Here is a 26,372-nt window from a genome sequence, read left to right on the forward strand (position 1 = left end):
GAGCAGCACCGGCCGCAGGCGCGGCACCACCGGCAGCGGCAGCCGCGGCGGCTTTCAGTTCTTCGTTGTAGCCCGACGGCGGAACGATGGTGACCAGCGTCGCGTCCTCACGGGTGAACAGCTTCACGCCGTTCGGCAGCTTGATGTCGGTGATGTGAAGCGAGCTGCCGATGTCGAGCTTGCCAACGTCAGCTTCGAGATACTGCGGAATGTTGTCCGCCGGCACTTCGAGGTCGATGTTGTGGGTCACGATGTTGACCGTGCCGCCGCGCTTCACGCCCGGCGCGGTTTCCGCGTTCAGCACGTGCAGCGGAATGCTGACGCGGATCTTGGAGCCTTCGCCGAGACGCAGGAAGTCCACATGCAGCGGGAAGTCGCGCACCGGATCGAGGCTGAAGTCGCGCGGAATCACGCGGTGCTTCTTGCCGTCGAGTTCGATGTCGTGAATCGTCGTCAGAAAACGCCCGGCCTGAATGCGCAGGCGCAGTTCAGCATCGTCGAGCGAGATGGTCAGCGGGGGCTGGTTGTTGCCATAGATCACTGCCGGGATACGGCCAGCGCGACGTTCAGCCCGGGCGGCCCCCTTGCCGGCCTTCGGACGAGCGGTCGCCTTCAATTCCTTGACGGTCGCCATTGTTGAGTTCCTTAAGCTTTAAAAGTGAAGGGCCGCAAAGCGGCCCGGTTTTACGACGCGGCAAGCCTCCAGGGGTGCGGGGGCCGCTGACGTGGCGGGTTCTTAGCCCCAATGGGCCTGAAATACAAGGAAATGACGGGATTTTATTGACGGTCTGGAGCCTGAAACTTCGCGCCCTGGCACGCCGCCGCCTCACCCGCGCCTGGGCGGGGATAACCGATATTTCTTTGTAAATTCGCGGGCCATCTCGCATCGCCGCCTCCCCGCCTTGCTTCGGTTGAATTGATTATGTTATGTTATAACATAACATATATTGAAACCCGCCCATGCCTCCCCGCCGTCTCTCCCGCATCGCTTTGAAAAGGTTGTTCGATTCTCATGAAAAAACTGCCCGTCACCGTGCTCTCCGGCTTCCTCGGGTCTGGGAAGACGACCCTGATGAACCATGTGCTGAACAACCGTCAGGGCCTGAAGGTGGCCGTGATCGTGAACGACATGAGCGAAGTGAACATCGACGCGGACCTCATACGCGATGGCGGTGCAAACCTGTCGCGGACGGATGAGACACTGGTCGAGATGACCAACGGCTGCATCTGCTGCACGCTGCGTGACGACCTGCTCAAGGAAGTCAGCCGGCTCGCAAGCGATGGACGGTTCGACTACCTGCTGATCGAATCCACCGGCATTTCCGAACCGCTGCCGGTCGCGGCCACCTTCGATTTCCGCGACGAGAACGGCGCAAGCCTCGGCGACGTGGCGAAACTCGACACCATGGTGACCGTCGTTGACGCCGTGAACCTGCTGCGCGACTACGCCTCGCATGATTTCCTGCGCGACCGTGGCGAGTCGCTCGGCGACGGCGACAAGCGCACGCTGGCCGATCTGCTGGTCGATCAGATCGAGTTCGCCGACGTCATCGTACTCAACAAGATCGCGGACGCTTCGCCCGCGCAGCGCGAAGCCGCGCGCCGCATCCTGAAGGCGCTGAATCCGGAAGCGGACATCATCGAGACCAGCTTTTCCAGAGTGCCACTGGACAAAGTCCTCAACACCGGACGCTTCGACTTCGAGAAGGCGCAGCAGCACCCGGTCTGGTTCAAGGAACTGTACGGCTTCGCAGACCACACGCCGGAGACGGAGGAATACGGCGTGACGAGTTTCGTCTATCGCGCACGCCGCCCGTTCGACCCGCAGAAGTTTCACGGCTTCATTCATTCAAGCTGGCCCGGCGTGATACGCGCCAAAGGCCACTTCTGGCTGGCAACGCGGCCCCAATGGGTCGGCGAACTCAGCCAGGCCGGCGCCATCGTGCGCAGCGAGGCGATGGGCTTCTGGTGGGCGGCGATCCCAAAGGAACGCTGGCCCGATCATCCCGAGTGGCGAAGTGCAATCGAACGTAACTGGTCGCAGGTGTGGGGCGACCGGCGGCAGGAGATCGTCTTCATCGGCACCGGCGTGGACATCGCCGAACTGACCCGGCGGCTCGATGGGTGCCTGGTTCCTTCGACGGAAACCGAGAGAATGGACGCCGATGCCTGGGCCAAACTTCGCGACCCGTTTCCGGTGTGGCGGCGCGCGAATGAGGCGGCGTGAGGGGTGTCAGGTCGGCCGGTGCGCGGCGACCGCGGCCGGCCGCCGAACCACCGCGGCCAGATTCTTGCAGATCGCAACCAATGGCATTTCGATCATCCGGTAGGCCAGAACGCCGCCCACGACGCTCGCCAGGCACCCAGCGAGAATGAACCCGCCGGCCAGCAGTGACGGCGCACCGTTGCCCGAGAAGACGACCGCGCTCTTCACGGCAGAGAGTACGACGCCGTGGGTGAGATAAATCGAATAGGATGCGTCGCCCAGCAACATCGGCAGGCGCCAATCCTTCAACTTCGGTTCGAGCGCGAGCGCGCCGGTGACGATCAGGAATGCCGGAAGCCCCCAATGAAAAAAGCGCGAAGCAGAAATGTTGGCTGCCGACAGCATGCCTGACGTCAGCAGCAGGCCGCATCCGGTGGCGAGCAGGAACACGGCAACAGCCGGGCGCGGCAACGCCTTGCGCTCATACATGACACCCAGCAGACATCCGATCATGAACTCGATCAGCAGCGGGCTGGTGTAGGTGAGCGCGACCGGCCCCGACGGTGGAACAAATAACGTGGATACGACCAGCGCGCTCAGGACAGTGCAAACGAACACCGCCCGGTGCCGTCGCGCAATCAGAAGCGCAAGGGCGAACACCGCATAGAAGAACATCTCGAAATTCAGTGTCCATCCGGCGATCAGCAGCGGCTGGATTTCTCCCGTTCGCGGCGAAACGAACGGGATGAACAGCAGGGATCGGATGAGATTCCACAGCGAGGGCACTGTCGCCGGATCGCGAAAGATCAGCCAGCCGCCGTAAAGCAGCAGTGTCATCGCCCAGTAGAGCGGCACGATACGGATGATCCTGTTCACCGCGAAGGATGCCGGCGTGGTCCGCTCCGACGCCGTGGTGATCCACATGATGAATCCGCTGATGACGAAGAAGATATCGACGCCGGCCGCGCCGAACGGCAGCCCATGAAAATGGAAGTATTCCTGCGCCATGCCGTCGGCATGAAAAAATACCACCATGAGAGCGGCGGCGGCGCGCAGATACTGAATCGACAAAATCTTCGGCATGACAGGCGGCACCGGCCCTTTAACCTGATCGTTACCATTCCGGCAGCCAGCCGGGATAGATTTCGCCAAGGTAGCACGAACAGAAGCCACCGTTGCGTGACCGGCATTGCCACTCGCCGTTAAGGATAACTGTTAAGGGTCGGGAACCTGTTTTTCGCTACACCTGTGGAGTGCATAACTACCGAACGCCCCGCAGAGGACGGACATGGCCGCTTTGGCAGAACTTCCGCAGACAACGCGACGTCTGCTGCTCGCATCGGATTGTGAGGACCAAAGTGAGGAACTCGCGCGCATTCTAAGGAACGCGGGCAGCGTGGAAACGATCTCCATTTTCGACCTGCCCGATCACCCGGCCAGCGATTTCGCAGGCGTCGTCATCGACATCGATCTCACCTCGGCCGCCGCCGTGCAGCGCGTGCGCAGCAAGCTCACCGGCAAGGACTATCAGCCGCTGCCCCGGCTGTTCGTGCTGGCCGATGCGCTTCATCACGGCTCTGCGCAGGCCTGGGCGCTCGGCGCGACCGACACCATCCAGAGGCCGTTTCATCCCGAGAGCATCCTGCACCGGATCCGCGAGGTGTTTCCGGAAACGCCGGAAGACGAACGCACTACCGACGCACGAATCCTGAGCACCGGCGTCACCGCCGCGCTGGTCGTGATGTCGAAGATTTTCCGCCGGCTCCCCGCCGGCATTCCGCTCTCGCTCGACGACGTGATGCAGGCGGAAACGCAAATCCTGCGCGCGCTGAAACGCTGCTCATTGCGGCAATGGCTCATCGCGGTCAACAAGCATCACAACAGGAGCTACCGCCACACCCTTCACGTCACCGGCTATGCCGTCGCCTTCGCGCACCATCTCGGCATGCGCGAAGACGACCAGCGCCGCCTGACGCGCGCCGCCTTGCTCCACGATGTGGGCAAGGCGTTCATTCCCGTCCCCATTCTGGAAAAGGCCGGCGTATTGACCGACGAGGAAAACGCCATTCTCGCCCAACACGCGCGGCTCGGTTACAACGCGCTGAAAGAGCAGCGCGGATTTCCCGGCGAGGTGCTCGACGTCGTGCTGCATCATCATGAAATGCTCGACGGCACAGGCTACCCGGAAGGCCTTCAGGGAGAACGCGTCAGCGACATCGTCCGTATCATCACGCTGGTGGATACATACGCCACGCTACTCGAGCCTGATGCCGAAACCTCCGCCATGACGCCGGAGCAGGCCTTTGGGATCATGGAATTGATGGCGGGCAAGCTCGACGGTGCGCTGCGCCAGGCGTTCCGCCCTGTGGCGCTGGGGACGTGAGCAGCAGCGAACAGCCCTTCAAGGAACCACACAAAATTCCGCTTTCCTGAGAAAGCTGATTTCGCCCCCGGGCATTCGAGCCAGACTGATGCGATCAGCGAAACCCTGTCATCGCGATGCATGACCCGATGAACGCAAGCTCATGCTTCTTTGCGAAGCGAAGCTAAACCGCTGACAAACATCTCGACGGCGAAGACGTAGCTCTTCTGATACTCCATGGGGCGGGCCACCGGAGCCGACATTTCGTTCAGCACAAATCCGCGGACGAGGCTCTTGAGAATGCGGATCGCATGCCTGGCGGACTCGCCGTTGATTCCCGCATCGCCAAAAACGCGCAGGACGACCTGAACCAGTTGTCCCGCTGCTTTCTGGGATTCGGAATTGTCGACATCCGGATCGCGAAATGACGCGACGGCCAGTCCGGGGCTGCCGAGGGCGAAACTGCGCATCGCAAGCGCCATCGCCCTCACCGCATCCAGATTCGTCTTTCCTTCAACGGCCTTTTCAATCTGCCGCTGAAGCCCCTGGTAGCCCGCGATCGCCAGGGCCTGCTTCATCTGCGGGACCGTGTCCACCTTCCCGAAGAAGGCTTCCATTTCGGAAACCAGGTCAGCGGCAATTTTCTTGTCCCACCTTGATGCGGGCGCCTTTATGACGTGCTCGACTTCAGAAATGCTTGTGCGGTCGAATTGAGCCACGGCTCACCTCGCAACCTCAGCTCGCGCCACGATACACTCCCGTGCAATCAAAATGATGATTCTGGGCGCGCACTGGTCAACGCCTTTGGCGCGAATTTGAATCCTTTAGATTCAAATCGTCGGCTTCACGCGAGTCGCCTGTCGCGATCGCTTGTGACCTTCCCGCTCTGAAAGGGGTGAGAGGAAGAAAGGGGTGAGAGGAACCCTCAGGTCTCCGCGACGGGACTGAGCTTCTTCTCCAGCGCGGCGATGCGCGTCTTCAGCGCCTCGTTCTCCTCGCGTGCGAGCCGCGCCATATCCTTCACCGCCTCGAACTCCTCCCGCTTGACGAGATCGAGGTCGCGCAGAATGCGCTCGGCCTGACTGCGCACGACGGTTTCAACCTCGCGCTTCACGCCCGAGGCGGCGCCCGCGGCGTCATTCATCAGGCGCGCGATCTCGTCGAAAAAACGGTTGCTGGTCTGGGTCATCATTACACTCCGAAGGGCCGATTTCCCGCCTGGTGGAGCGGATTTGACATTCGCTATCCAACTAACCACACGTCCGCAAAGCGAATGTCAAATCCAAGGCTCCGCCAGCAATTATATTTCTAGTGGCAACAGACCACTGGTTGGCTGGATCAGACAATGGTGATGGCCTTGCCGGGGCGCAAGATGTAAGAAACACGTGAATTGTTAAACGCGCATTCCTGTCGCAAACCGGGGCTAGTTTTGCGGAACAGACGCCAGGATTCGCGCACCCCGCCGGACATCGCCTGCTCATGTTTCTGACCATCGCGTTCCCCGTCTTCGACCCCATCGCCATCGCCATCGGGCCGATCGCGATCCGCTGGTATGCGCTGGCCTATATCGGCGGCATCGTGCTGGGCTGGCTCTATGCGCGGAAGATCATCCGCAGCGAACGGCTGTGGGGCGGCAGGGCGCCGTTCACGGTCACGGATTTCGACGACTTCATCCTCTGGGTGACGCTCGGCATCATCCTCGGCGGCCGCACCGGCTATGTGCTGTTCTACAATCTCGGCTTCTTCACCCAGCATCCCGCCGAGATCTTCAAGCTTTGGACCGGCGGCATGTCGTTCCATGGCGGGTTCATGGGCTGCGTGATCGCGGTGCTGCTGTTCGGCTGGAAGCGGAATATCCCGGTGCTGTCGCTGGGCGACGTCACCTGCGCGGTCGGCCCGATCGGCCTGCTGCTCGGACGGCTGGCGAACTTCATCAACAGCGAGTTGTGGGGCCGTCACGCCGACGCCAGCGTTCCCTGGGCGATGGTATTCCCGAACGGCGGCCCGCTGCCGCGCCATCCAAGCCAGCTCTATGAAGCGGGTCTCGAGGGCATCGTTCTTTTCATCATCCTGGCGCTGCTGATCCGCGGCGGCGCGCTGAAGCGCCCCGGCTTCATTATCGGTGCGTTCGCCGCGCTCTACGGCGTGGCGCGCATCATCAGCGAGTTTTTCCGCGAGCCCGATCCGCAACTGGGATTCCTCTGGGGCGGCCTGACGATGGGCATGATCCTGTCGGTCCCGATGATTATCGCGGGCCTCGCTTTTATCGCCGCTGCATGGCGCCGCGGGCCGCGCTCGGCGGGTGACGGCGCCGCCAAAGCGGCATAATAACGTAAGATCATATTTAAATTTGCGATTCCCGATTTCCGAAAGTTCGCCGTGTCCGATTATTCGCCGCTTGAAACCCTGATCAGAAAGCAGATCACCGCGAACGGCCCGATGCCGGTGTCGCGCTACATGCAGATTTGCCTGACGCATCCGGAATACGGCTACTACCTCAAGCGCGATCCGCTCGGCCGCGACGGCGATTTCATCACCGCGCCGGAAGTCAGCCAGATGTTCGGCGAACTGGTCGGACTGTGGGCAGCGTCGGTGTGGAATGCGATGGGCATGCCGCAGGAGGTCAAGTTCATCGAACTGGGACCCGGCCGAGGCACCATGATGTCGGATGCATTGCGCGCGGTGCGGATTCTGCCGGCGTTCCATGACGCGATCACCGTGCATCTGGTCGAGGCCAGCGAGAGGCTGCGCGACAAGCAACGCGAGAAGCTCGCCGATGCGGCCTATGTGGAATGGTACGACCGGATCGAGGACATTCCGGACGGGCCCGCGATCGTTCTCGCCAATGAATTTTTCGATGCGCTGCCGGTCCATCAGGCGGTCAAGCAGGACACCGGGTGGCACGAGCGCGTCATCGAGATCGATGACGACGTTCTCGCCTACGGCATCGCCAAGGACCCGATGCCGCGATTCGAGGTGCTGCTGCCGCCGCTGGTGCGCGCCGCGCCCAATGGCGCGATCTTCGAGTGGCGGCCCGACAACGAGATCATGACCATCGCGCGCCGGTTGCGCGATCAGGGCGGCGCCGCGCTGATCATCGACTACGGCCATCTGCGCAGCGATGCCGGCGATACGTTCCAGGCGGTCGCACGGCACAACTACACCAACCCGCTGCGCAATGCCGGCCTCGCGGACGTCACCGCGCATGTGGATTTTCAGGCGCTGGCCCGCGCCGCCGAGGATGTCGGCGCGCGCGCCCATGGCCCGGTGGAGCAAGGCGTGTTCCTCAAAAGCCTCGGGATCGAGACCCGTGCGCAGGCACTGATGAAGAACGCGACCGAAGACGGCCAGAAGCTGATTACCGCGGGACTGGCCCGTCTTACCGGCCCAAGCCCTGAAGGCATGGGCTCGCTGTTCAAGGTCCTCGGCATTTCGCATCCCGCGATCGAGACGCTGGCGGCGCTGTCCGAGCAGGACACGAAATCATGACATTCACGTCGCCGCTGTTGTCGGCTGTCCCGAACCTGCGCCATGCCTTCTTTTCGCGCGAGGGCGGCGTCTCGAGCGGCATCTATAAGAGCCTCAACGGCGGTCTCGGATCGAACGACGATCCGGTGCATGTCGCAGAAAACCGCCGGCGCATGGCGGAACATCTCGGCGTCATGCCCGCGCGGTTTCTCACCGTGTTCCAGATCCATTCGCCCGATGTCGCGGTCGCCACCGCGCCATGGGACACCGCATCGCGCCCGCACGCCGATGCGATGGTGACGAACGTGCCGGGACTGGCGCTCGGCGTCACCGCGGCGGATTGCGGACCTATTCTGTTTGTCGATCCGCAGACACGCGTGATCGGCGCGGCGCATTCCGGCTGGAAGGGCGCCATCGGCGGCGTGCTTGAGAATACGATTGCCGCGATGGAGAGCCTCGGCGCGTCGCGCGGCTCCATCATTGCCGCGATAGGCCCGCTGATCCGTCAGCAAAGCTACGAGGTTGGCGCGGAATTCGTCGCGCGCTTCTCGGACGGCGCGCCCGATAACGCGCGCTTCTTCGTCCCGTCCACGCGCGCGGACCACGCGATGTTCGATCTCGCGGGCTACATCCGCCAGCGGCTGGAGCGCGCGGGCATCCTGATGATCGACGATGCCGGCGTCGACACCTATGCGGACGAGCGCTTCTTCAGTTACCGCCGCACCACGCACCGCAAGGAACCGGACTACGGCCGCAACATCCACGCCATCGTGCTGGACGGCTAGCGCGCGCCTGCGACATTATCGAGCGCCCTGACCGGAATTCATTCTGGCGACCAGCCTTGACTCTCCACCCGGTGGAAGCCCCACAACGCTTCCATGACACATCGAACCTACACCATTGGAGAGGCCGCGCGCCTGAGCGGCGTTTCGGTCCGGCGGCTGCGCTTCTATTCCGACAAGGGATTACTCCCGCCCGCGGGACGCACCGAGAGCGGCTATCGCGTCTTCACTGACGAAGAGCTTGTCCGTCTCGATCTCATTCGCTGCCTGCGCGACGCCGGCGTCGGTCTCGACGCCATCCGCGAAGTGTTGTCGCACGAACTGTCGCTGACCGACGCGCTGAAACTCCGGCTCCGCGCACTCGAGGCTGAAATCGCCGCGCAGCGCCGCGTCGCGTCCACACTGCGTGCCGCGCTCCGCTCCCCCGAACTCACCGAAGCAGATCTGAGGAGATTCTGGACCATGACCAATCTGTCCCGTGCCGAACGCCGCAACGTCATCGAACGCTTCTACAGCCAGGTGTCCAAGGACGTCCGCATCGATCCCGAATGGATGCGCCAGATGATCGAGGCCAGCACGCCGGAACTGCCGGACAATCCGACGCCGGAACAGTGCGACGCATGGATCGAACTCTCCGCGATCCTCGACGATCCGGAATTCATCACCACCATGCGCGCCAACGCGAAGGAAGTCTGGGACGGCGCCAACTTCGATCTCAACGCCTGGCAGGCGGCTGCCGACCCCTTCATCGCGAAAGCCAGGGACGCTATCGCGCAAGGGTTCGGACCGGAATCGGAGCGAGCTCACGAGCTTGCGCAGGAATGGCTGGAAACCTCCGCGCGCGTGATGGGCCGCGCACCGGATGACGATTACAAGGCGTGGCTGCGCACCAGGTACGCCGCGCATGATGACCGCGCGGTGCGCTATTGGGAGCTTGTCGCGATCATGAAAGGCCAGTCGCCCCAGACCAGCCCGAACCGGGAATGGACCTGGATCATCGACGCCATGAAGCATCATCTGGTCTGAAGGGCGGCCTTCGCTCGGATTTGGCTCAAATACCGGCGGCCGTGGTCGCGGATTGCAAACCCTGCCCACGGCCTGCCCTAGACGTTAACGCTCATTAACGATATCGCTGGACCGAACCCCGCCGTGCAGGGCACAACCCCGCCGGCGACGGACTCGGGGCGGGCATGATTTTCAACGGGCGAACAATCACTTGGACAGCCTCTTGGGCAGCGCTGCGGATTGCGCGGGCGCCCCTGCTGCTGGTCCTGCTGAGCCTGACCGCCGCCTGCACCACCAGCGGGTCCGGCCCGATTGCCACCACCTCGTCCTTCGGGCCGACGGTCGCCTTTGAATCCGTGGACGGCCCGCCGCCGCAGGTGTTCGACCGGCTGGTCCGCGCGCTGGAAACCGAATCCAGCGCCCGCAGCTTCACCATCGTATCGCGCGAAGCGCAGGCCTCGTACCGGGTCCGCAGCTATCTGTCGGCACAGGTCCGGCGCGGAAAGACCACCATCGCCTGGGTCTGGGACGTCTACGACCGGGATCAGGAACGCGCCGTCCGCCTCAGCGGCGAGGAGCCCGCCGGCAAGGGTGGCCGCGACGCCTGGGCCACGGCGGATGACCAGTTGATGCGCCGAATCGCCCTGGCCGGACTGAACGGCCTCAACGGACTGATCAGCGGGACCGCCCCGGCGCAGGAATCCCCTGCTCCGGCCGCCCCGCGATCCGGCCCCGCCATCGCACAGATCGACGAGAATCGGCCTGAATCGGCCCCGGGACAAATGCAGACGCTGGCCTTCAGCGCCCATTAGGGTTTTGGCCCTGTCCGCAAGCGGGTTTTTGCAGGAAAACACCAAGGGCTATATTGCCAGCCTTGTTCTGTCCTTGTTATCACGCGCCTGCAAAAGAGCTGGTAACGGGTTCCCTGGTGTTGCTGTTCGCAGGCCCGCATGTCGTCCGACGTGAATTTGTTTGCGGGCATGCGAACCAAGGCCACACCAGCGTTATGACTTGCTAGTGTCCTCTCGAATCCGAAGTTCGCTAAGGAGGATGCCGCAGAGTGAAAGCGAACTTCGGATTCGGGACACTAGGTAGCACATGTTGAAAAGCGTTTCCCCCACGCCGCGAGGAGAGGCTGCAATTTCAGCGAAGAATGGCTCCATCAAGCTGGTGGCAGGCAATTCGAACCCCGAATTGGCTGCCGAGATTTCATCCGTGCTCGGCGTTCCGCTGACCAAGGCGAGCGTGCGCCGCTTCGCCGACATGGAGATCTTCGTCGAGATTCAGGAAAACGTCCGCGGCTCCGACGTCTTCATTATCCAGTCGACGTCGTTTCCGACCAACGACCATCTGATGGAATTGCTCATCATCACCGATGCGCTGCGCCGCGCGTCCGCGCGCCGTATCACCGCCGTGATCCCCTATTTCGGCTATGCGCGGCAGGACCGCAAAGCCGGCGGCCGCACCCCGATTTCGGCCAAGCTGGTGGCCAACATGATCACCCATGCCGGCGCCGACCGCGTCATGACGCTCGACCTGCATGCCGGCCAGATCCAGGGCTTCTTCGATATCCCGACCGACAACCTTTATGCCTCGCCGCTGATGGTGCGCGACATCAAGGAGAAGTTCGACCTCGCCAACGTGATGGTCGTGTCACCCGACGTCGGCGGCGTGGCCCGCGCACGCGGCCTTGCCAAGCGGATCAACGCGCCGCTGGCCATCGTCGACAAGCGCCGCGAACGCGCCGGCGAATCCGAAGTCATGAACGTGATCGGCGATGTCGCCGGCTATAACTGCATCCTGATCGACGACATCGTCGATTCCGGCGGCACGCTGGTGAATGCTGCCGACGCGTTGCTCAAATACGGCGCCAAGGAAGTCTCGGCATATCTCACCCATGGCGTTCTGTCGGGCGGCGCGGTCGCGCGCGTCACCTCATCGCGGCTCAAGGAACTGGTGATCACCGACTCGATCCAGCCGACTGATGCGGTGCGCAAGGCTCCGAATATCCGCGTGCTCTCGGTCGCCTCCCTGATCGCCGAAGCCATCGGCCGCACCGCGTCCGAAGAGTCGGTGTCGAGCCTGTTCGACTGAACGGCTCAATCTCAGAATTAATTTTTCTCACCCTGCGCGCGCAATGAGTCTTTGCGACTCGCGCCGCGCGAATCCGATTCCGTTTTGTTCTCGCGCCTGGCACAATCCAGGCTTGAGTCAGTGGAGCTTAAGCTCATGCACGGACTCATGAATCGACGCGAAAGCGGACGTCATCACTGCGCGTCGCGCTTACCTGTTGAAGAGACAGGAAATTAACCCTTTGCCTGTGGACGGGATTCGCGGTGGCGTTGCGCGCCTTGCGCAAATCACCGATCAATCTTGTCACAAGGTTGCCGTTGCGGCGCACGATCCGAAAGCCGGGTCGTCATGATCGTAAACGGAGAACTTGCAGCGACAGTTCTCGCTCGTTCTTTGCGTTTCGTTCAGCGTTTCACATCCCACACCAAGCAGAGGGTGAAGGCAGCATGTCCCATCTGGACATCATAACGGATTCGCAAAGCAGTCCGCTTTCGGTCGTCGAGGAGATCGCCTCCTCCAACGACTGGTCGTTCGAACGCTCGGGTCACGACGAGATCACCATCCTGACGCAAGGACAGTGGACCGACTATCAGTTGTCGTTCACCTGGATGGGCGACATCGATGCGCTGCATCTGGCCTGTACGTTCGACATGAAAATCCCCGAGGCGCGGCGCGGCGAAGTGCAGCGCCTGATCGCCGCGATCAACGAACAGTTGTGGATCGGCCATTTCGATGTCTGGCTCACCACTGGATCGATCATGTACCGGCAGGCGCTGATCCTGCCGGGCGGCATGACTGCCACGCCCGCGCAGTGCGAACTGATGCTCGAAGGCGCGCTGCACGCCTGCGAGCGCTACTATCCGGCGCTGCAATTCGTGGTCTGGGCCGGCAAGACCGCCGCGGAGGCCATGAGCGCCGCGATGTTCGATACCGCGGGCGAGGCGTAATTCGCTTACCTGAGTTCGTTCGAACGCTCACCAAATCAACGATGTCGTCCCCGCGAAAGCGGGGACCCATCTTTTGCTCCCGCGCAAGCTGCTATCGCTTGTTGCGTCCCCGCTGATTCAATAGAACTCTGTGGTTATGGGTCCCCGCTTTCGCGGGGACGACCCGAGTGGATTGAGTCATGGCAACAGTAACTTCCTCCGACGCGCTGAAGAACTTCACAGGCTCACTCGTACTCGCGGGCGCGGGCAAGATGGGGGGCGCGATGCTGTCCGGCTGGCTCGACGGAGGACTCGATGCCAAACGCGTGACCATCATCGAGCCATACCCGTCCGATGACACCCGCAGTTTTGTCGCGCGCGGTGTACATCTCAATCCGGAAATCAAGAGCATCGGCACCGCCGGCGTGCTGGTGCTTGCGGTGAAGCCGCAGATGTTTCGCGATGCCGGACCGCAGTTGAAGCCGCTGGTGGGCGCATCCACCCTCGTGGTCTCGATCATGGCCGGGACCACCATCGCGGGCCTCACCGAAGTCTGCGGCGGCAAGGTGATCCGCGCCATGCCCAACACACCTGCCGCGATCGGACGCGGCATCACAGTCGCAGTCCCGGCGAACGGCGTTACACCAGATCAGCGCGCCGTCGCAGATGCGCTGCTGCGCGCCACCGGCGGCGTCGAATGGGTCGAGGATGAAGCGCTGATGGATGCGGTCACCGCCGTATCCGGCTCGGGTCCGGCTTATGTGTTCCTGCTTGCCGAAGAACTCGCTCGCGCCGGCATCGCAGCCGGATTGCCCGAAGCACTGGCGACAACGCTGGCGCGGGCCACCGTGTCAGGCTCCGGTGAACTGCTCCGCCTGTCGGATCTCGACAGCGCGACCCTGCGCAAGAACGTCACCTCCCCGGGCGGCACCACGGCGGCCGCGCTGGAGGTGCTGATGGGCGCGAACGGTTTTCAGCCGCTGCTGACGCGCGCGGTCGCAGCGGCGGCCAAGCGCTCGAAGGAACTGGCGAAGTAAAAGCTCCCTCTCCCCGCCTGCGGGGAGAACTGAGCGAAAGCACCGCTCCATTCACAATGTCATCCCCGCGAAGGCGGGGACCCATAACCCCTGGATTTTCAGTTCAGGCGGGATGTCGCGGCAAATCCTCGTCAGGATCGAAGACGTGAGGAGTATGGGTCCCCGCCTTCGCGGGGACGACGTGTTGAAAAATCACGCGTTCACTTCATCATCATGGCGAAGCAGAACGAACTACACCGGCACGCGCACCGTCGCGCGCAGGCCGCCCATCGGGCTGTCGCCCAGCGTGATGTCGCCGCCATGAGAGCGCGCGATGTCGCGCGCAATGGCCAGGCCAAGCCCGGTGCCGCCCTCATCCTGATTGCGCGCGTCATCAAGGCGCAGGAACGGCTTGAACACTTCCTCGCGCATATCCGGGGGAATGCCCGGGCCGTCGTCGTCCACCGTCACGGTCAGATAGCGGTGATCGCGATGGCCGGTAATCGAAATGGCGTTGGCATGACGACCTGCGTTCGACACCAGGTTCGCGATACAGCGCTTGAAGGCCGCGGGCTTCACGATCACGACGGGCATACCGTGGAATACAACGGTCGCAGCGTGACCGTGACGCTCGGCGTCGCTGCGCAGTTCCTCCAGCGCCTGCTCCATGTCGGTCGGCTGCGCCTGCTCGCCGCTGTCGCCGCGCGCGAAGGCCAGATATGCCTCCAGCATGCCGCTCATCTCGTCGACGTCCTTGCGCATGCCCTCGACTTCCGGGCTGTCACCGATCAGCGCCATCTCGAGCTTGAAGCGGGTCAGGATGGTGCGCAGATCGTGGCTGACGCCGGCCAGCATCGCGGTGCGCTGCTCGATGCTGCGCTCGACGCGCGATTTCATTTCCATGAAGGCGAGCGCCGCGCGGCGAACCTCGCGCGCGCCGCGCGGACGGAAGTCTGGAACCTCGCGGCCCTTGCCGAAACTTTCCGCGGCATCCGCCAGCCGCAGGATCGGCTTGATCTGGTTGCGCAGGAACAGCACGGCCACGATCAGCAGGATCGACGACGTGCCCAGCATCCAGAAGATGAAGATTTCCGAATTCGATGCATAGGCCGCGCTGCGCTGCGCGAAGACGCGCATCACCGTATCATCGAGCTTGATGCGGATCTCCACCAGCGACGAGCGGCCGACGGTGTCGATCCAGAACGGGCGGGCGATCTGGCGGCTGAGCTGCACCGACAAGGTCTGATCGAGCAGCGAGAAGAACGGCTTCGGCCCCGGCGCCGGCATGTCGTTGACCGGGAGGAAATCCACCACCAGCCCGAGTCGCTGCTGCGCGATGCGCTTGATCTGCGTGCGATCCTTGTCCTGAGGATAGGACCTGTAAACATCGATCAGCGCGGAGATATCCTGCACCACCGCCGCGGACAGACGCCGCGTCACCGTGTTCCAGTGCCGCTCCATGAACACGAAGGCGACCACCGATTGCAGGATCACCATCGGCACGATGATGATGAGCAGCGCACGGGCATAGAGCCCCTTCGGCATCAGTTCCTTGAACCAGCGGCCCAGCCATTCGCTGGCGCGGGATACGCGCCGCGATGCAGTGCGGATAAACGTGAGGCCAGTGTCGAGCGTACTCATGAGCGCTTCTTCTTCACCTCTCCCCACCGGGGAGAGGAAGCAGTTCGTCCTCGCTGCACGCTCCATGCAGCATCCCCTAAATATCGAATCTGGCTTTCTGCATTTTTCTGGAGCACGGCAACACACTCCGCTCTCACGGCGACGCCACGAGGCGATAGCCGATGCCGCGCACCGCTTGCAGGAACAACGGATTGGCCGGGTCGCGCTCGATCTTGCGCCGCAGCCGGTTGATCTGAACATCCACCGCGCGCTCGTTGACGGTGCCGTCGCCGCCGGTCAGCGCGCCGCGCGGCACGGTCTCGCCAGGCGTCGCGCTGAGAATGCGCAACATGTCACGCTCGCGGTCGGTGAGATGGACGATCTTCTCGCCGTCGCGCAGTTCGCCGCGCTCGAGATGATAGACGTAAGGCCCGAACGCGACCGACTCGATCGCAGGCGCCACCACCGGCGCGGCGCGCTTGAGAATGTTGGCGATCCGCAACACAAGTTCGCGCGGCTCGAACGGCTTGGCGACATAGTCGTCGGCGCCGATCTGCAAGCCTTCGATGCGGCTCTCGGCCTCATGACGCGCGGTGAGCATGATAATCGGCACCGCCGAAGTTGTGCGGATCGAACGCGCGAGATCGAATCCGGTTTCACCCGGCATCATCACGTCAAGGATCAGGAGATCGAAATGCAGGCCGGTCAGCTTGGCGCGCGCATCGGCGGCGCTCATGGCCGTAGTGACGCGATAACCTTCGCCGGCGAGAAAACGCGACAGCAGGTCGCGGATGCGGCGGTCGTCATCCACCAGCAGCAGATGCGGCGCGTCATCGGCCAGTTGGCGGCCCGCTCGCTCCCGTATCGAGGTCTCTGTCACCTTGAATCCTTCGCCGTCTTGCGGCTACCTCGGAGAATTTCCTCCAGCACCTTGTCGGGATCGGTGTGGTCGATCATGCCCAGTAAAAACTGCCGCACGGTGTCGGCGCTTTCCGGCCCGATCGTTTCGAGCGCGCGCGTAATGCGTGCCGTCTGCAATCCCGCCAGTTTCGCCACAAGGGCCTCGCCCTTCGCCGTGGCGAAAAGAAGACGCTGCCGCCGGTCGTTGTCGCCAGCTTTCTGAACGATATAGCCCTCGTCGAGTAACTGTTTCAGTACGCGCCCGAGCGACTGCTTGGTGATCCGCAGGACATCCAGCAGGTCAGCGACCTTCAAACCCGGATAGCGGGTGACGAAATGCACCACCCGGTGGTGGGCGCGGCCGAAACCGAACTCCTCCAGCACATGGTCGGCATCGCCGACGAAGTCCCGGTAGGCGAAGAACAGCAGCTCGATGATGTCCCAGCGCAAAGGGGCGCCCCCCGGCGTCGTGGAGCCGGTGGCGGCGTCAGCGGAATGAGCTCCTGCCTTCATAAATTTTATGTCAGCCATATTGACGTATATAGGGTTCAATGTTACAAAAATTGCAATGACGACGAAATATTAGTTCGCTTTACTCGCCATCCTTGGTCCTTAAGTTCGCAGAGACGCCTGCAGTGGCGACAGGTCCAGGACGCAATTTCTTTCAACGTGCGATTGTCGAGCGGCATTTCGGCAAACATACTGGACTTCGCGCCTTCCGCCAAAGCGGAAACCGGCCCTCGGGCCGGCGGGGCCTGGTCCAAGACCTGAACCAACCAGCCCGCCGCCGCGTGGACTGCAATCAAGAGCCGGGAGAAGACCCCATGGGAATTTCGGGAGTTTCATTCGACAAGATCGACGGCGAGATTCTGCTGGAATTCGAAACGCAGCCTGCGGCGAATCCGACATCCGAGAAGGATCGCACTGCAAAGCTTGTTGACCCCGGCTTCGGGCGGATTTTCACCGATCACATGGCCGTGGTCCGCTACAGCCAGGCGAAGGGCTGGTATGGCGCGCGCGTCGAATCCCGCGCGAATTTCTCGCTCGATCCGGCCACGGCCGTCCTGCACTACGCTCAGGAAATCTTCGAAGGCCTCAAGGCCTACAAGCGTGACGACGGCGGCGTGAACCTGTTCCGTCCCGACGCCAATGCCAGGCGCTTCCGGAGTTCGGCCGAGCGGATGGCGATGGCCCCGCTGCCCGAGCCCGTGTTCATCGAAGCGGTCGAGCAGCTCGTGCGCATCGACCGCGACTGGATTCCCGGTGGCGAGGGCAGCCTGTATCTGCGCCCCTTCATGATCGCGAACGAGGTTTTCCTCGGGGTGAAGCCGTCCGCGGACTACATCTTCGCCGTCATCGCCTCCCCGGTCGGATCCTATTTCAAGGGTGGGCCTGCGCCGGTGTCGATCTGGGTGTCGGAGAACTACACGCGTGCCGCGATCGGCGGCACCGGCGCCGTCAAGTGCGGCGGAAACTACGCCGCAAGTCTGCGCGCGCAAGCCGAGGCCATCGAACGTGGCTGCGATCAGGTGGTGTTCCTCGACGCGGTGGAACGCCGCTACATCGAGGAACTCGGCGGCATGAACGTGTTCTTTGTGTTCGACGACGGTTCGCTGCTGACGCCGCCGCTCGGCACCATCCTGCCGGGCATCACCCGGGATTCGATCATCGCGCTCGCCAGGGAATCCGGCACGCGCGTGCGTGAGGAAACCTACACGATCGACCAGTGGCGCGCCGACGCGGCCAGCGGCAAGCTGAAAGAGGCTTTCGCCTGCGGCACGGCGGCCGTGATTTCGCCGATCGGCAAGGTGCGGTCCGCGAGCGGCGACTTCACCATCAACGGCGGCGCCGCCGGACCCGTCGCGATGGGGCTGCGCAAGAAGCTGGTCGACATCCAGTACGGCCGCGCGGCCGACGAACACAACTGGATCAGAAAGGTTTTGTGAACCGGGCTTTACCCTCTCCCCTTGTGGGAGAGGGTGGCGAAGTTGAGCGAAGCGAAACGAAGCCGGGCGAGGGGTTTCTTGTCTCGCCAAAACCCCTCACCCGCCCTCACTGCGTTCGGGCACCCCTCCCACAAGGGGAGAGGTAAGGATCACAGCGCCTCTGCGGGGATCCAGAACACCTCGCCGTCGGAATCCTCGGTGTCGAGCCACAGCAGCGGCAGATTCGGATAGGCGTCTTCCAGCAATTCGCGGCCACGGCCGATCTCACAGAGCAAGCCGCCATCCGGGTTCAGGTGATCCTTCGCCTCGTCCAGTATCTTGCGCACAAGATCGAGGCCATCGTCGCCGCCATCGAATGCGATCGAGGGCTCATGCAGGCATTCGCGCGGCAGGCCCGCCATGCCCTCGGCATCGACGTAAGGCGGATTGGTAATGATGAGGTCGTAACGCGCGTCGCCGACGGCATCGAACAGGTTGCCCTGATACAGCGACACACGATCCTCGAGGCCGTAATCGGCGACATTGCGCGCGGCGACCGCCAGCGCATCGGGTGAAATGTCCACCGCATCGACGGTGGCATTGGGGAAACTCTGACAGGCGAGAATCGCAAGGCACCCGGAGCCGGTGCAGAGGTCGAGGACGCGCGTGATATTGCCCGGATCGTCGATCAGCGAACCGCCTTCCTCTTCAAGGTCGCCGCCGAAATGCGAATCCAGCAGTTCGCCGATAAAGGAGCGCGGCACGATCACTCGCTCGTCGACATAGAACGGCAGGCCGCGCATGTAGATCTTGTTGACGAGATAGGCCGACGGTTTCCGCGTCGCGATGCGCTTGTCGATCGTCGCGAGAATTTTTGCGGCCTCATGCGACGTGACCCGCGCATTCGCGAACATCTCGAACTGGTCGGGATGCAGATGCAGCGTCTCGCAAACGATGAACGCTGCCTCCGCCACCGGATCGGTGGTGCCGTGCGCGAACACCAGTCCGGCCTCGACAAAGCGGCTCACGCCATAGCGCACCAGATCGAGCAGGGTCAGCAACTCGCCGGGGGCGACCTTGAGCGGCTTCGCGGCTTTCAACGACGCCTTCGGCCTTGCACCTGCGCGCTTCGCGGAAGCCTTCTTCTTTGCCGCAACGGATTTCGCTTTCTTCGCCATCACTTCTTCCACCGCGCCGCTGCATTGTCGTCATGGGCCTGCGCATCGACCCACATTTTGCTGTCCGCGCGTTCCTCGGATTTCCAGAACGGCGCGCTGGTCTTGAGATAGTCCATCAGGAATTCCGCGGCCTGAAACGCCGCCTCGCGATGCACCGACGCGGTCAGCACCAGCACGATGTTGTCGCCCGGCACCACGCGGCCGTAACGGTGGATTACCGTGACGCCGGTCAGCGGCCAGCGCGCAATCGCCTCGGACACATGCCGCCCGATTTCGGCTTCCGCCATGCCGGGATAATGCTCCAGCGTCATCGCCGCGATGGCGCCGTCGCCTTCACCGCCGCGGCAAATGCCAGAGAAGCTCACCACCGCGCCGATGTCCGTGTTGCCCTTGGTCAGCGCGGCGATTTCCGCTGCGATATCGAAATCGGCGGACTGAATCCGGATGGTGACAGGGGCCGTCATTGGGCTTTTTCAGTTTTGCGCATGATCTTGTCGGAAAACCGATTCCGGATCATGCGCGTTAGCCGCCGGTCATCGGCGGGAAAAACGCGATCTCGCGGGCGCCAGCAATCGCGGTTTCAGGCTTCACATGGGTATGGTCGATGGCGGCGCGGATCGTGCGCGGCGAGGCGAAGGCATTGGCGTATTCCTCGCCACGCGCCACCAGCCACTGCATCAGGTCGGAGACGGTATGCACGCTCGCAGGCGGCTCCAGGGTTTCCTCGGCCTTGCCGACGCGTTCGCGCACCCATGCAAAATACAGAACCTTCACCGGTCTTCCTCGGTCAGATGATGGATCCCCGCGCGCAGGTAATCCCATCCGGTGTAGATGGTGAGAATGGCCGAAATCCACAACAATATAATGCCGATCAGGACGGTCGGCGGCAGGATCATTTCGCCCGCCTCGCCCGCGATCAGGAATCCGATGGCCACGAGCTGCACAGTGGTCTTCCATTTCGCCAGTTGCGACACCGGTACGCTGATGCGGATGACGGCGAGATATTCGCGCAGGCCCGACACCAGAATCTCGCGGCAAAGAATCACGATGGCCGCCCACAGCGACCAGCCGCGAATGGTTTCGTCCGCCGCCAGCATCAAAAGGCACGACGCGACCAGAAGCTTGTCCGCGATCGGGTCGAGCATCTTGCCCAGTGACGACTGCTGGTCCCACATCCGCGCGTAGTAGCCGTCGAGAAAATCGGTAACACCCGCGGCGATAAAGACGAACAGCGCCACCCAGCGCAGCCACAGCGGCGCGCCCATGATGGATTGCGCATACATGCAGCCGATCACCACCGGAATCGCGGCGATCCGGGAGTAGGTCAGGATATTGGGCAAAGACAGCGAGCGCTTTGCTGGCTTCGGGGCGGCGACACTGGTCATGATCCTACCAATACTGCGAAAGTGCCCGCGTCAACAGCCCGGCGGGCGCATTTCGGATAACTCCAAATGCTGTCTATGGCCGGGTGGTCAACCGCTGCCGGGATGGAAGAAATCGAAGATTTTACGAGCACTTTCAGCGCTGACGCCCGGAACCTTGCCGAGATCGGCCACCGAGGCCCGCTCAATCTCCTTCAGGGTTCCGAAATGATGCAGCAGGGCACGTTTGCGTGACGGGCCGATGCCGGGGATTTCCTGCAATCCGGCCTCGCGGATGTCCTTCTTGCGCAGCTTGCGGTGCGAGCCGATCACAAAGCGATGCGCTTCGTCGCGCAGCCGCTGGATGAAGTACAGCACCGGATCGCGCGGCTCGAGCTTGATCGACGGCCGGCCCGGCATGAACAGGGTTTCGCGGCCGGCGTCGCGATCCGGTCCCTTGGCCACCGCGATCAGCGAGACGTCCGTCAGGCTCAGTCCCGTGAATATCTCGCGCGCCGCATTGAGCTGGCCCTGGCCGCCGTCGATAATCACGAGATCGGGCCATTGCGGCACCGCGTCGTCGCTCTCCTTGTCCGGCTTCTTGCCGTCGGATGCGCTGTTGATCAGCCGCTTGAAGCGGCGCTCCAGCATCTCGCGCATCATGCCGTAGTCGTCGCCCGGCGCGAGCCCTTCCGACTTGATATTGAACTTGCGGTATTGGTTCTTCAGGAAACCCTCAGGCCCCGCGACGATCATGGCGCCGACCGCGTTGGTGCCCTGGATGTGGCTGTTGTCGTAGACCTCGATCCGCTTCGGCACGCGCGGCAGACCGAGCGCCGTCGACAATCCCTCCAGCAATCGCGTCTGCGTGGCAGTGTCGGCGAGCTTGCGGCCCAGCGCCTCGCGCGCGTTGGTCAGCGCATGCGCGACAAGCTCTTTCTTCTCGCCCCGCTGCGGTGTCGAGACCTCGACCTTGAACCCCGCCTTGACGCTCAGCGCCTCCGCCAGCAGTTCCTGATCCTCGACCCGATGCGAGAGCAGGATCAGTTTCGGCGGCGGCTTGTCGTCGTAGAACTGCGCAAGGAACGAGCCGAGCACTTCACCGGCCTCGATCGATTTGTCGGCGCGCGGGAAATAGGCGCGGTTGCCCCAGTTCTGCCCGGTGCGGAAGAAAAACACCTCGACGCAGGAGTAGCCGCCTTCCTGATGGATCGCGAACACGTCCGCCTCTTCCACCGTGCGCGGGTTGATGCCCTGTTGCGACTGGATCGCGGAGAGCGCGGCAAGACGATCGCGGTAGAGCGCGGCGCGCTCGAACTCGAGTTCGTGCGAGGCCTTCTCCATCTCGCCCGCGAGTTCCTGCTTCACCAGCCGCGAGCGGCCGGAGAGAAACTCATTCGCCTCGCGCACCAGTTCGGTGTAGCCGGGAAAATCGATCTCGCCCGTGCAGGGACCGGAGCAGCGCTTGATCTGATAGAGCAGACATGGCCGCGTCCGGCTTTCGAAGAATGAATCGGTGCAGGAGCGCACCAGAAACGCGCGCTGCAATGCCGTGATGGTGCGGTTGACCGCGCCGACCGAGGCGAACGGCCCGAAGTAACGGCCGGGCCGGGTCTGCGCACCGCGATGCTTGACGATCTGCGGCGCCCAGTGATCGCCGGTAATGAGAATGTAGGGAAACGACTTGTCGTCGCGCAGTTGCACGTTGAAGCGCGGCCGCAGTTGCTTGATGAGATTGGCTTCCAGCAGCAGCGCTTCGGTCTCGGTCGCGGTGGAGACCATTTCCACATTGGCGGTCATCGCGATCATGCGCGCAATGCGCGCCACCTGGCCCGTCGGCCGCGCATACGATGCAAGCCGCTTCTTCACGCTCTTGGCCTTACCGACATAGAGTACGTCGTTGGCCGCGTTGAGCATGCGATAGACGCCGGCCGAGGTCGGCGCGAGTTTCACCGCGCGCTCGATCGCCGCGCGCCCGATGGCGAGCGTGCCTTCATTCGCGAACTCAGCGGACTCGTCCACCGGTTCCGGAAGGCGCGCTTCCTCGTCTTCCTCGGCGGGAATCGAGGCCGGGTCCAGATCCTGTCCGCGCAGGTTCCGTGCGGAAGGCTCCTGCACAGGCGCGTCCGGCGCCGGTTGCTCCGGCGGCTGCGTCGGGTCGGAGGTGTCGTGAATCATGATCAGAACTTAAGGGCTGCGCGCGATTTCATCCAGCAGGCACGGGCGCGCGCCGGAACCCGCACGCGGCTGCGCCGTAGCCGGATTTGTAACACTTTCTTAAGGATGTGAATGCGGCGGCGGACCGCCTTAACGACCGCTTAACGTAAAACTCTCGATAAATTTTACGCAGAAAAGGCGGATTTCCGTAACCACGCGGATCCGCCGCGCCTCGAAGGACCAACAACGGCCACGCCGGCGTGCGCGTGAGGAGAGTTAAGATGAGCAAGACAATTTTTGGCGCGATCATCGCCGCCGCAACATGCGTGAGCGCGTCCGCGCAGGCCGCGGACATCTATGGCCGCCGCCCCTATGCGCAGCCCTATACGGTCGCCCAGCCGCTCGCCAATAGCTGGATCGGCCCCTATATCGGCGGCAATCTCGGCTATGGCTGGGGCGATGTGTCCAACAACGGCGCCAAGCCCTCAGGCGTCCTCGGCGGACTTCAGGCCGGTTACAACTGGCAGAGCGGCGCGTGGGTGGCCGGCATCGAGGCTGACCTTCAACTCAACTCGTCGGACGATACGTTCGCGGCGTGGAAATTCTCCAACCCCTGGTTCGGCACCGTGCGCGGCCGCGTGGGTTACGCCTTCAACAACATCCTGCTTTACGGCACCGGCGGTCTCGCGTTCGGCGCGCTGAAGGCGCAGCTGCCTGGCGGCCTTTCGGAAACCAACACTTCGGCGGGCTGGACGGTCGGTGTCGGCGCGGAAGTCGCGTTGAACCAGAACTGGTCGGCCAAGGTCGAATATCTCTATGTCGATCTGAGCGAGAAGAACTTCCTGATGACCGGCATGTCGAACGGCTACCAGTTCAACACGCTGCGCGTCGGCGTCAACTACCGCTTCTGATCCGAACCGCGTATCCGCGATCCATCATCCCGGGCCTTGCGCCCGGGATTTTTGTTTCGGCCATGACGCCCGGGAAATGCTCAGGGCGAAATCACGAGATTGACCGCCTTCGGTCCCTTGCCCTTTTTGTCGGGCTCGACTTCAAAAGTGATACGCTGTCCTTCGATCAGGTCCTTCAGACCCGCGCGCTCGACTGCGGTGATGTGTACGAACACATCGCGCCCGCCATCATCCGGCTTGATGAAACCGTATCCGCGCTCGGCATTGAAAAACTTGACGACACCCATCATGGCCATCGGGAACCCCTCCCCGCATTGCACCTCCGGCGCGCAACGCGCACCGGCCAGGCCCGGCATTCACTGCCGGAAAGCGGCGGCCTTGAAGGGCGCCTCCCAAAACCGGAAACGCCCGGGGCCTCTCGTCATTCCGCCGCGGCCATTCGCGGGCGCGGAACGTAAAAGCCGACCTTCACAACCGTAGCATAATACGGTTCCCGCCGAATTGACTATCGCGCATTTGGATAATCGCACGCGCGAAATCCAGCATGGTGAAAGCAGCCGCGTGCAGTGCATCAGACTCTGACGGCTTCCACGCGAAAGCGGCCGGCACCGCCCAAGCCCAATGGCTTTTCGAGTTCGTGCAGGATCGCCTTCAACTCCGCGGCGAGAGTCCACGGCGGATTGACGATCAGCAGGCCGGCGGACACCAGTCCGGAGTCGGGTGTCTGCGGCGCGACGCTGAATTCGACACGCAGGCATTTCGCGTCGCTGCTTCCCGCGTTCGCCACGCGCGCCACATGTTCCGCCAGTGAGTCGGTGGCGCGGCGTTCTTTCACCGGATACCAGAGCATGTAGATGCCGGTCGGCCACTTGGCGTGAGCCGCGCTGAAGCCGTCCGCCAGCCGCTTGAACTCGTCGCGGCTCTCGAACGGCGGATCGATCAGCACCAGCCCGCGCCGCTCCTTCGGCGGCACGAACGCGGGCAGCCCGGTCCAGCCATCGAGATCGACCACGCGCGCCTGCTCGTCACGGCGCAATGCGCCGATCAGCTGCTTGCGGGCGCTGGGCTCCAGTTCGCAGGCGACCAGACTGTCCTGCGGCCGCAGCAGCGCGCGCGCGATCAGCGGCGATCCCGGATAGGCGGTGAGATCGCGCTGCGGATTGAAGGCGCGAACAATGTCGAGATAGGGCGCGACCAGCGCCATCACCGGCTCGGACAACCGCGCCTGCATCAGCCGCGCGATGCCGGTGCGCCATTCGCCGCCGCGCTCGGCCTCGCTGCCTGTCAGATCGTACAGCCCCGCGCCGGCATGGGTGTCGATCACGCGAAACGCGGCGAGCTTCTCGTGCAGATAGGTGAGGATGCGCGCCAGCACGATGTGCTTGATGACATCGGCGAAGTTTCCGGCGTGGAATGCGTGACGGTAGTTCATGGCGCGACAGTTACGACATCGCGCGATGAAAGTAACGCGAGTTGCGTGAGTGAATCCGTCATTCTGAGGTGCGAGCACTTGCGAGCCTCGAAGGATGACGGTTGAGACTATCGCCGTCGCCCTTCGAGACCTCCGCTACGCTGCGGCGCCTCAGGGTGACGGCACGGACTATCCCCCGCGCACCGGCGGCATCACCAGCTTGTCGCGGCGGCAGGACCGGCGGTCGATTTCCTCGCAGGCGCGGAACTGCAAATCCTTGCTCATGCAGATTCGCACTTCGCTGAGGCGCTTGCTGTCGCATTGCACGGCAATCGCTGAACTCGACAGGCCGGGATTGGCCTTGATGAAGGCATCCTCGACGTCGCCGGGAGTCACCAGTTTGGCGTCGGACAGTTCGAGATAGTCGGCGGGAATCTTCACCGCCGCGCGGGCCTTGCGGATGTTTTCGAAATACGCGCGCGCGCTCAGCCCCGAACAGGTGCCGTGCTTGTCCCATTCGTTGTAGATCAGCCCCGGCGCCGGCATCAGATCGAGCATCGAGGCCATGATGTTGCGGGCAAGCCGCGGCGACGGCCGCTGGCAGTAGTTCGGAAAGCCGCGGTCGTATTGCGGCCACAGCCCATGCACGACAAAGGAGAACGGCCGGCCGGCGCACTGGGCCTGGATGCCGCGGCCGGAATTGCCGCGTTCGTGCGCGGCCTGACAGAACGACGGCGACCACGACAGCGACAGCACGTAGAAATCGAATTCCCCGGGGGCATTCTGGCGCTTGTCCTGCGCCGCCGCGGAGCCCGCAATCGCGCCGGCCATTGCAAGGCCGAGCAGCGGGGCGATCAGCCGATGAAATGAACGAAGGGAAAAACCAGATGAAAAACCTGCTGCCGACGAACCGGACCTGAAACCGAACATGGCGACGCCCCCCCCCCAACTCTCTCCGCTTCCACCGGCCAACGCCGGATCGTTGACGCGCGGATGACCCCGCTCAAAGCCTAGTCAGGCCAAAAGAACATTTCAAGAACAAAATCGCCCCGTCCACCGTGAAACGGACGA

27 protein-coding genes are annotated in these 26,372 nt (G+C 63.0%); 12 read left to right on the forward strand and 15 right to left on the reverse strand.

The features are described 5' to 3' along the window. The coding region (locus AC1Q6J_RS20215; RefSeq protein ID WP_492280976.1) for a 50S ribosomal protein L25/general stress protein Ctc at positions 1-634 on the reverse strand (634 nt) is incomplete at its 3' end. 378 nt (positions 635-1,012) lie between these two features. Here AC1Q6J_RS20215 and zigA point away from each other — a divergent pair. Continuing rightward, on the forward strand, positions 1,013-2,227 hold the full coding sequence (gene zigA, locus AC1Q6J_RS20220; RefSeq protein WP_492280977.1) for a zinc metallochaperone GTPase ZigA: 1,215 nt from the start codon (positions 1,013-1,015) through the stop codon (positions 2,225-2,227). 6 nt (positions 2,228-2,233) lie between these two features. Here zigA and AC1Q6J_RS20225 read toward each other — a convergent pair whose 3' ends face one another. Beyond that, entirely contained in the window at positions 2,234-3,289 is a 1,056-nt protein-coding gene (locus tag AC1Q6J_RS20225; protein ID WP_492280978.1) for an acyltransferase family protein, read from the reverse strand. Between the two features lie 205 nt (positions 3,290-3,494). Here AC1Q6J_RS20225 and AC1Q6J_RS20230 point away from each other — a divergent pair, with 205 nt between their 5' ends. Continuing rightward, positions 3,495-4,589, forward strand: a complete 1,095-nt coding sequence (locus tag AC1Q6J_RS20230) for an HD-GYP domain-containing protein (protein ID WP_492280979.1) — start codon at positions 3,495-3,497, stop codon at positions 4,587-4,589. A 140-nt stretch (positions 4,590-4,729) separates the two neighbouring features. Here the strand turns inward: AC1Q6J_RS20230 and AC1Q6J_RS20235 are convergent, their stop codons facing one another. Together AC1Q6J_RS20235 and AC1Q6J_RS20240 are read right to left on the reverse strand one after the other, a co-directional pair. After that, positions 4,730-5,287, reverse strand: a complete 558-nt coding sequence (locus AC1Q6J_RS20235) for a TetR-like C-terminal domain-containing protein (protein WP_492280980.1) — start codon at positions 5,285-5,287, stop codon at positions 4,730-4,732. A gap of 206 nt (positions 5,288-5,493) precedes the next feature. After that, entirely contained in the window at positions 5,494-5,757 is a 264-nt protein-coding gene (locus AC1Q6J_RS20240; protein ID WP_492280981.1) for an accessory factor UbiK family protein, read from the reverse strand. A gap of 290 nt (positions 5,758-6,047) precedes the next feature. Between AC1Q6J_RS20240 and lgt the strand changes: the two genes are divergently transcribed. The 8 genes from lgt to proC all read left to right on the forward strand — a co-directional run bounded on the left by lgt (position 6,048) and on the right by proC (position 13,859). Continuing rightward, entirely contained in the window at positions 6,048-6,896 is an 849-nt protein-coding gene (lgt, locus tag AC1Q6J_RS20245) for a prolipoprotein diacylglyceryl transferase (protein ID WP_492280982.1), read from the forward strand. Between the two features lie 51 nt (positions 6,897-6,947). Next, the gene (locus AC1Q6J_RS20250; protein ID WP_492280983.1) at positions 6,948-8,057 is read left to right on the forward strand and encodes a class I SAM-dependent methyltransferase; all 1,110 of its coding nucleotides are present in this window, start codon (positions 6,948-6,950) and stop codon (positions 8,055-8,057) included. After that, a complete protein-coding gene (gene pgeF, locus AC1Q6J_RS20255) occupies positions 8,054-8,821 on the forward strand; it encodes a peptidoglycan editing factor PgeF (protein WP_492280984.1) in 768 nt (255 codons plus the stop codon). Before AC1Q6J_RS20250 ends, pgeF begins: the two co-directional genes overlap by 4 nt. A gap of 93 nt (positions 8,822-8,914) precedes the next feature. Beyond that, positions 8,915-9,844: a MerR family transcriptional regulator gene (locus tag AC1Q6J_RS20260; protein ID WP_492280985.1), complete on the forward strand. Its 930-nt coding sequence runs from the start codon at positions 8,915-8,917 to the stop codon at positions 9,842-9,844. Between the two features lie 164 nt (positions 9,845-10,008). Further along, positions 10,009-10,635, forward strand: a complete 627-nt coding sequence (locus AC1Q6J_RS20265) for a hypothetical protein (RefSeq protein ID WP_492280986.1) — start codon at positions 10,009-10,011, stop codon at positions 10,633-10,635. Positions 10,636-10,963: 328 nt separating this feature from the next. Beyond that, positions 10,964-11,917, forward strand: coding sequence for a ribose-phosphate pyrophosphokinase (locus AC1Q6J_RS20270; protein ID WP_492281019.1), 954 nt, complete (start codon positions 10,964-10,966; stop codon positions 11,915-11,917). A 425-nt stretch (positions 11,918-12,342) separates the two neighbouring features. Continuing rightward, positions 12,343-12,843, forward strand: a complete 501-nt coding sequence (locus tag AC1Q6J_RS20275) for a type III secretion system chaperone family protein (protein WP_492234730.1) — start codon at positions 12,343-12,345, stop codon at positions 12,841-12,843. Between the two features lie 179 nt (positions 12,844-13,022). Continuing rightward, positions 13,023-13,859 (forward strand): pyrroline-5-carboxylate reductase, encoded by an 837-nt coding sequence (gene proC, locus AC1Q6J_RS20280; RefSeq protein WP_492280987.1) that lies wholly within the window; start codon positions 13,023-13,025, stop codon positions 13,857-13,859. A 231-nt stretch (positions 13,860-14,090) separates the two neighbouring features. On the opposite strand, the gene AC1Q6J_RS20285 is transcribed toward proC, so the two are convergent. From AC1Q6J_RS20285 to AC1Q6J_RS20295, 3 genes are all read right to left on the reverse strand, one after another. Further along, on the reverse strand, positions 14,091-15,479 hold the full coding sequence (locus AC1Q6J_RS20285; RefSeq protein ID WP_492280988.1) for an ATP-binding protein: 1,389 nt from the start codon (positions 15,477-15,479) through the stop codon (positions 14,091-14,093). A gap of 133 nt (positions 15,480-15,612) precedes the next feature. Then, positions 15,613-16,338, reverse strand: coding sequence for a response regulator (locus AC1Q6J_RS20290; RefSeq protein ID WP_492280989.1), 726 nt, complete (start codon positions 16,336-16,338; stop codon positions 15,613-15,615). Next, entirely contained in the window at positions 16,335-16,871 is a 537-nt protein-coding gene (locus AC1Q6J_RS20295; RefSeq protein ID WP_492280990.1) for a MarR family winged helix-turn-helix transcriptional regulator, read from the reverse strand. Before AC1Q6J_RS20295 ends, AC1Q6J_RS20290 begins: the two co-directional genes overlap by 4 nt. Positions 16,872-17,182: 311 nt before the next feature. Between AC1Q6J_RS20295 and AC1Q6J_RS20300 the strand changes: the two genes are divergently transcribed. Continuing rightward, complete coding sequence (locus AC1Q6J_RS20300) at positions 17,183-18,304, forward strand: branched-chain amino acid aminotransferase (RefSeq protein ID WP_492280991.1); 1,122 nt, start codon at positions 17,183-17,185, stop codon at positions 18,302-18,304. A 149-nt stretch (positions 18,305-18,453) separates the two neighbouring features. Here AC1Q6J_RS20300 and prmB read toward each other — a convergent pair whose 3' ends face one another. From prmB to uvrC, 5 genes are all read right to left on the reverse strand, one after another. Continuing rightward, entirely contained in the window at positions 18,454-19,461 is a 1,008-nt protein-coding gene (gene prmB, locus AC1Q6J_RS20305; RefSeq protein ID WP_492280992.1) for a 50S ribosomal protein L3 N(5)-glutamine methyltransferase, read from the reverse strand. Next, positions 19,461-19,925, reverse strand: a complete 465-nt coding sequence (locus AC1Q6J_RS20310) for a molybdenum cofactor biosynthesis protein MoaE (RefSeq protein ID WP_492280993.1) — start codon at positions 19,923-19,925, stop codon at positions 19,461-19,463. Before AC1Q6J_RS20310 ends, prmB begins: the two co-directional genes overlap by 1 nt. A 58-nt stretch (positions 19,926-19,983) precedes the next feature. Then, the gene (moaD, locus tag AC1Q6J_RS20315; protein ID WP_492280994.1) at positions 19,984-20,235 is read right to left on the reverse strand and encodes a molybdopterin converting factor subunit 1; all 252 of its coding nucleotides are present in this window, start codon (positions 20,233-20,235) and stop codon (positions 19,984-19,986) included. Beyond that, positions 20,232-20,846, reverse strand: a complete 615-nt coding sequence (gene pgsA, locus AC1Q6J_RS20320) for a CDP-diacylglycerol--glycerol-3-phosphate 3-phosphatidyltransferase (RefSeq protein WP_492280995.1) — start codon at positions 20,844-20,846, stop codon at positions 20,232-20,234. Before pgsA ends, moaD begins: the two co-directional genes overlap by 4 nt. 87 nt (positions 20,847-20,933) lie before the next feature. Then, positions 20,934-23,000, reverse strand: coding sequence for an excinuclease ABC subunit UvrC (gene uvrC, locus AC1Q6J_RS20325; RefSeq protein ID WP_492280996.1), 2,067 nt, complete (start codon positions 22,998-23,000; stop codon positions 20,934-20,936). 260 nt (positions 23,001-23,260) lie between these two features. On the opposite strand from uvrC, the gene AC1Q6J_RS20330 reads away from it, so the two are divergent. After that, positions 23,261-23,890, forward strand: coding sequence for an outer membrane protein (locus AC1Q6J_RS20330; RefSeq protein ID WP_492280997.1), 630 nt, complete (start codon positions 23,261-23,263; stop codon positions 23,888-23,890). An 80-nt stretch (positions 23,891-23,970) separates the two neighbouring features. Here the strand turns inward: AC1Q6J_RS20330 and AC1Q6J_RS20335 are convergent, their stop codons facing one another. The 3 genes from AC1Q6J_RS20335 to AC1Q6J_RS20345 form a co-directional block, all read right to left on the reverse strand. Then, the gene (locus AC1Q6J_RS20335; protein WP_006022026.1) at positions 23,971-24,186 is read right to left on the reverse strand and encodes a cold-shock protein; all 216 of its coding nucleotides are present in this window, start codon (positions 24,184-24,186) and stop codon (positions 23,971-23,973) included. Between the two features lie 275 nt (positions 24,187-24,461). Next, positions 24,462-25,322 carry a 23S rRNA (adenine(2030)-N(6))-methyltransferase RlmJ gene (locus tag AC1Q6J_RS20340; RefSeq protein WP_492280998.1) on the reverse strand — a complete coding sequence of 287 codons (861 nt, stop codon included), beginning with the start codon at positions 25,320-25,322 and terminating at the stop codon, positions 24,462-24,464. Between the two features lie 168 nt (positions 25,323-25,490). Further along, entirely contained in the window at positions 25,491-26,231 is a 741-nt protein-coding gene (locus tag AC1Q6J_RS20345) for a ribonuclease T2 family protein (RefSeq protein ID WP_492280999.1), read from the reverse strand. Positions 26,232-26,372: the final 141 nt, after the last annotated feature.

It is taken from the genome of Afipia sp. MLSD5-FHT05B12 (assembly GCF_058793355.1).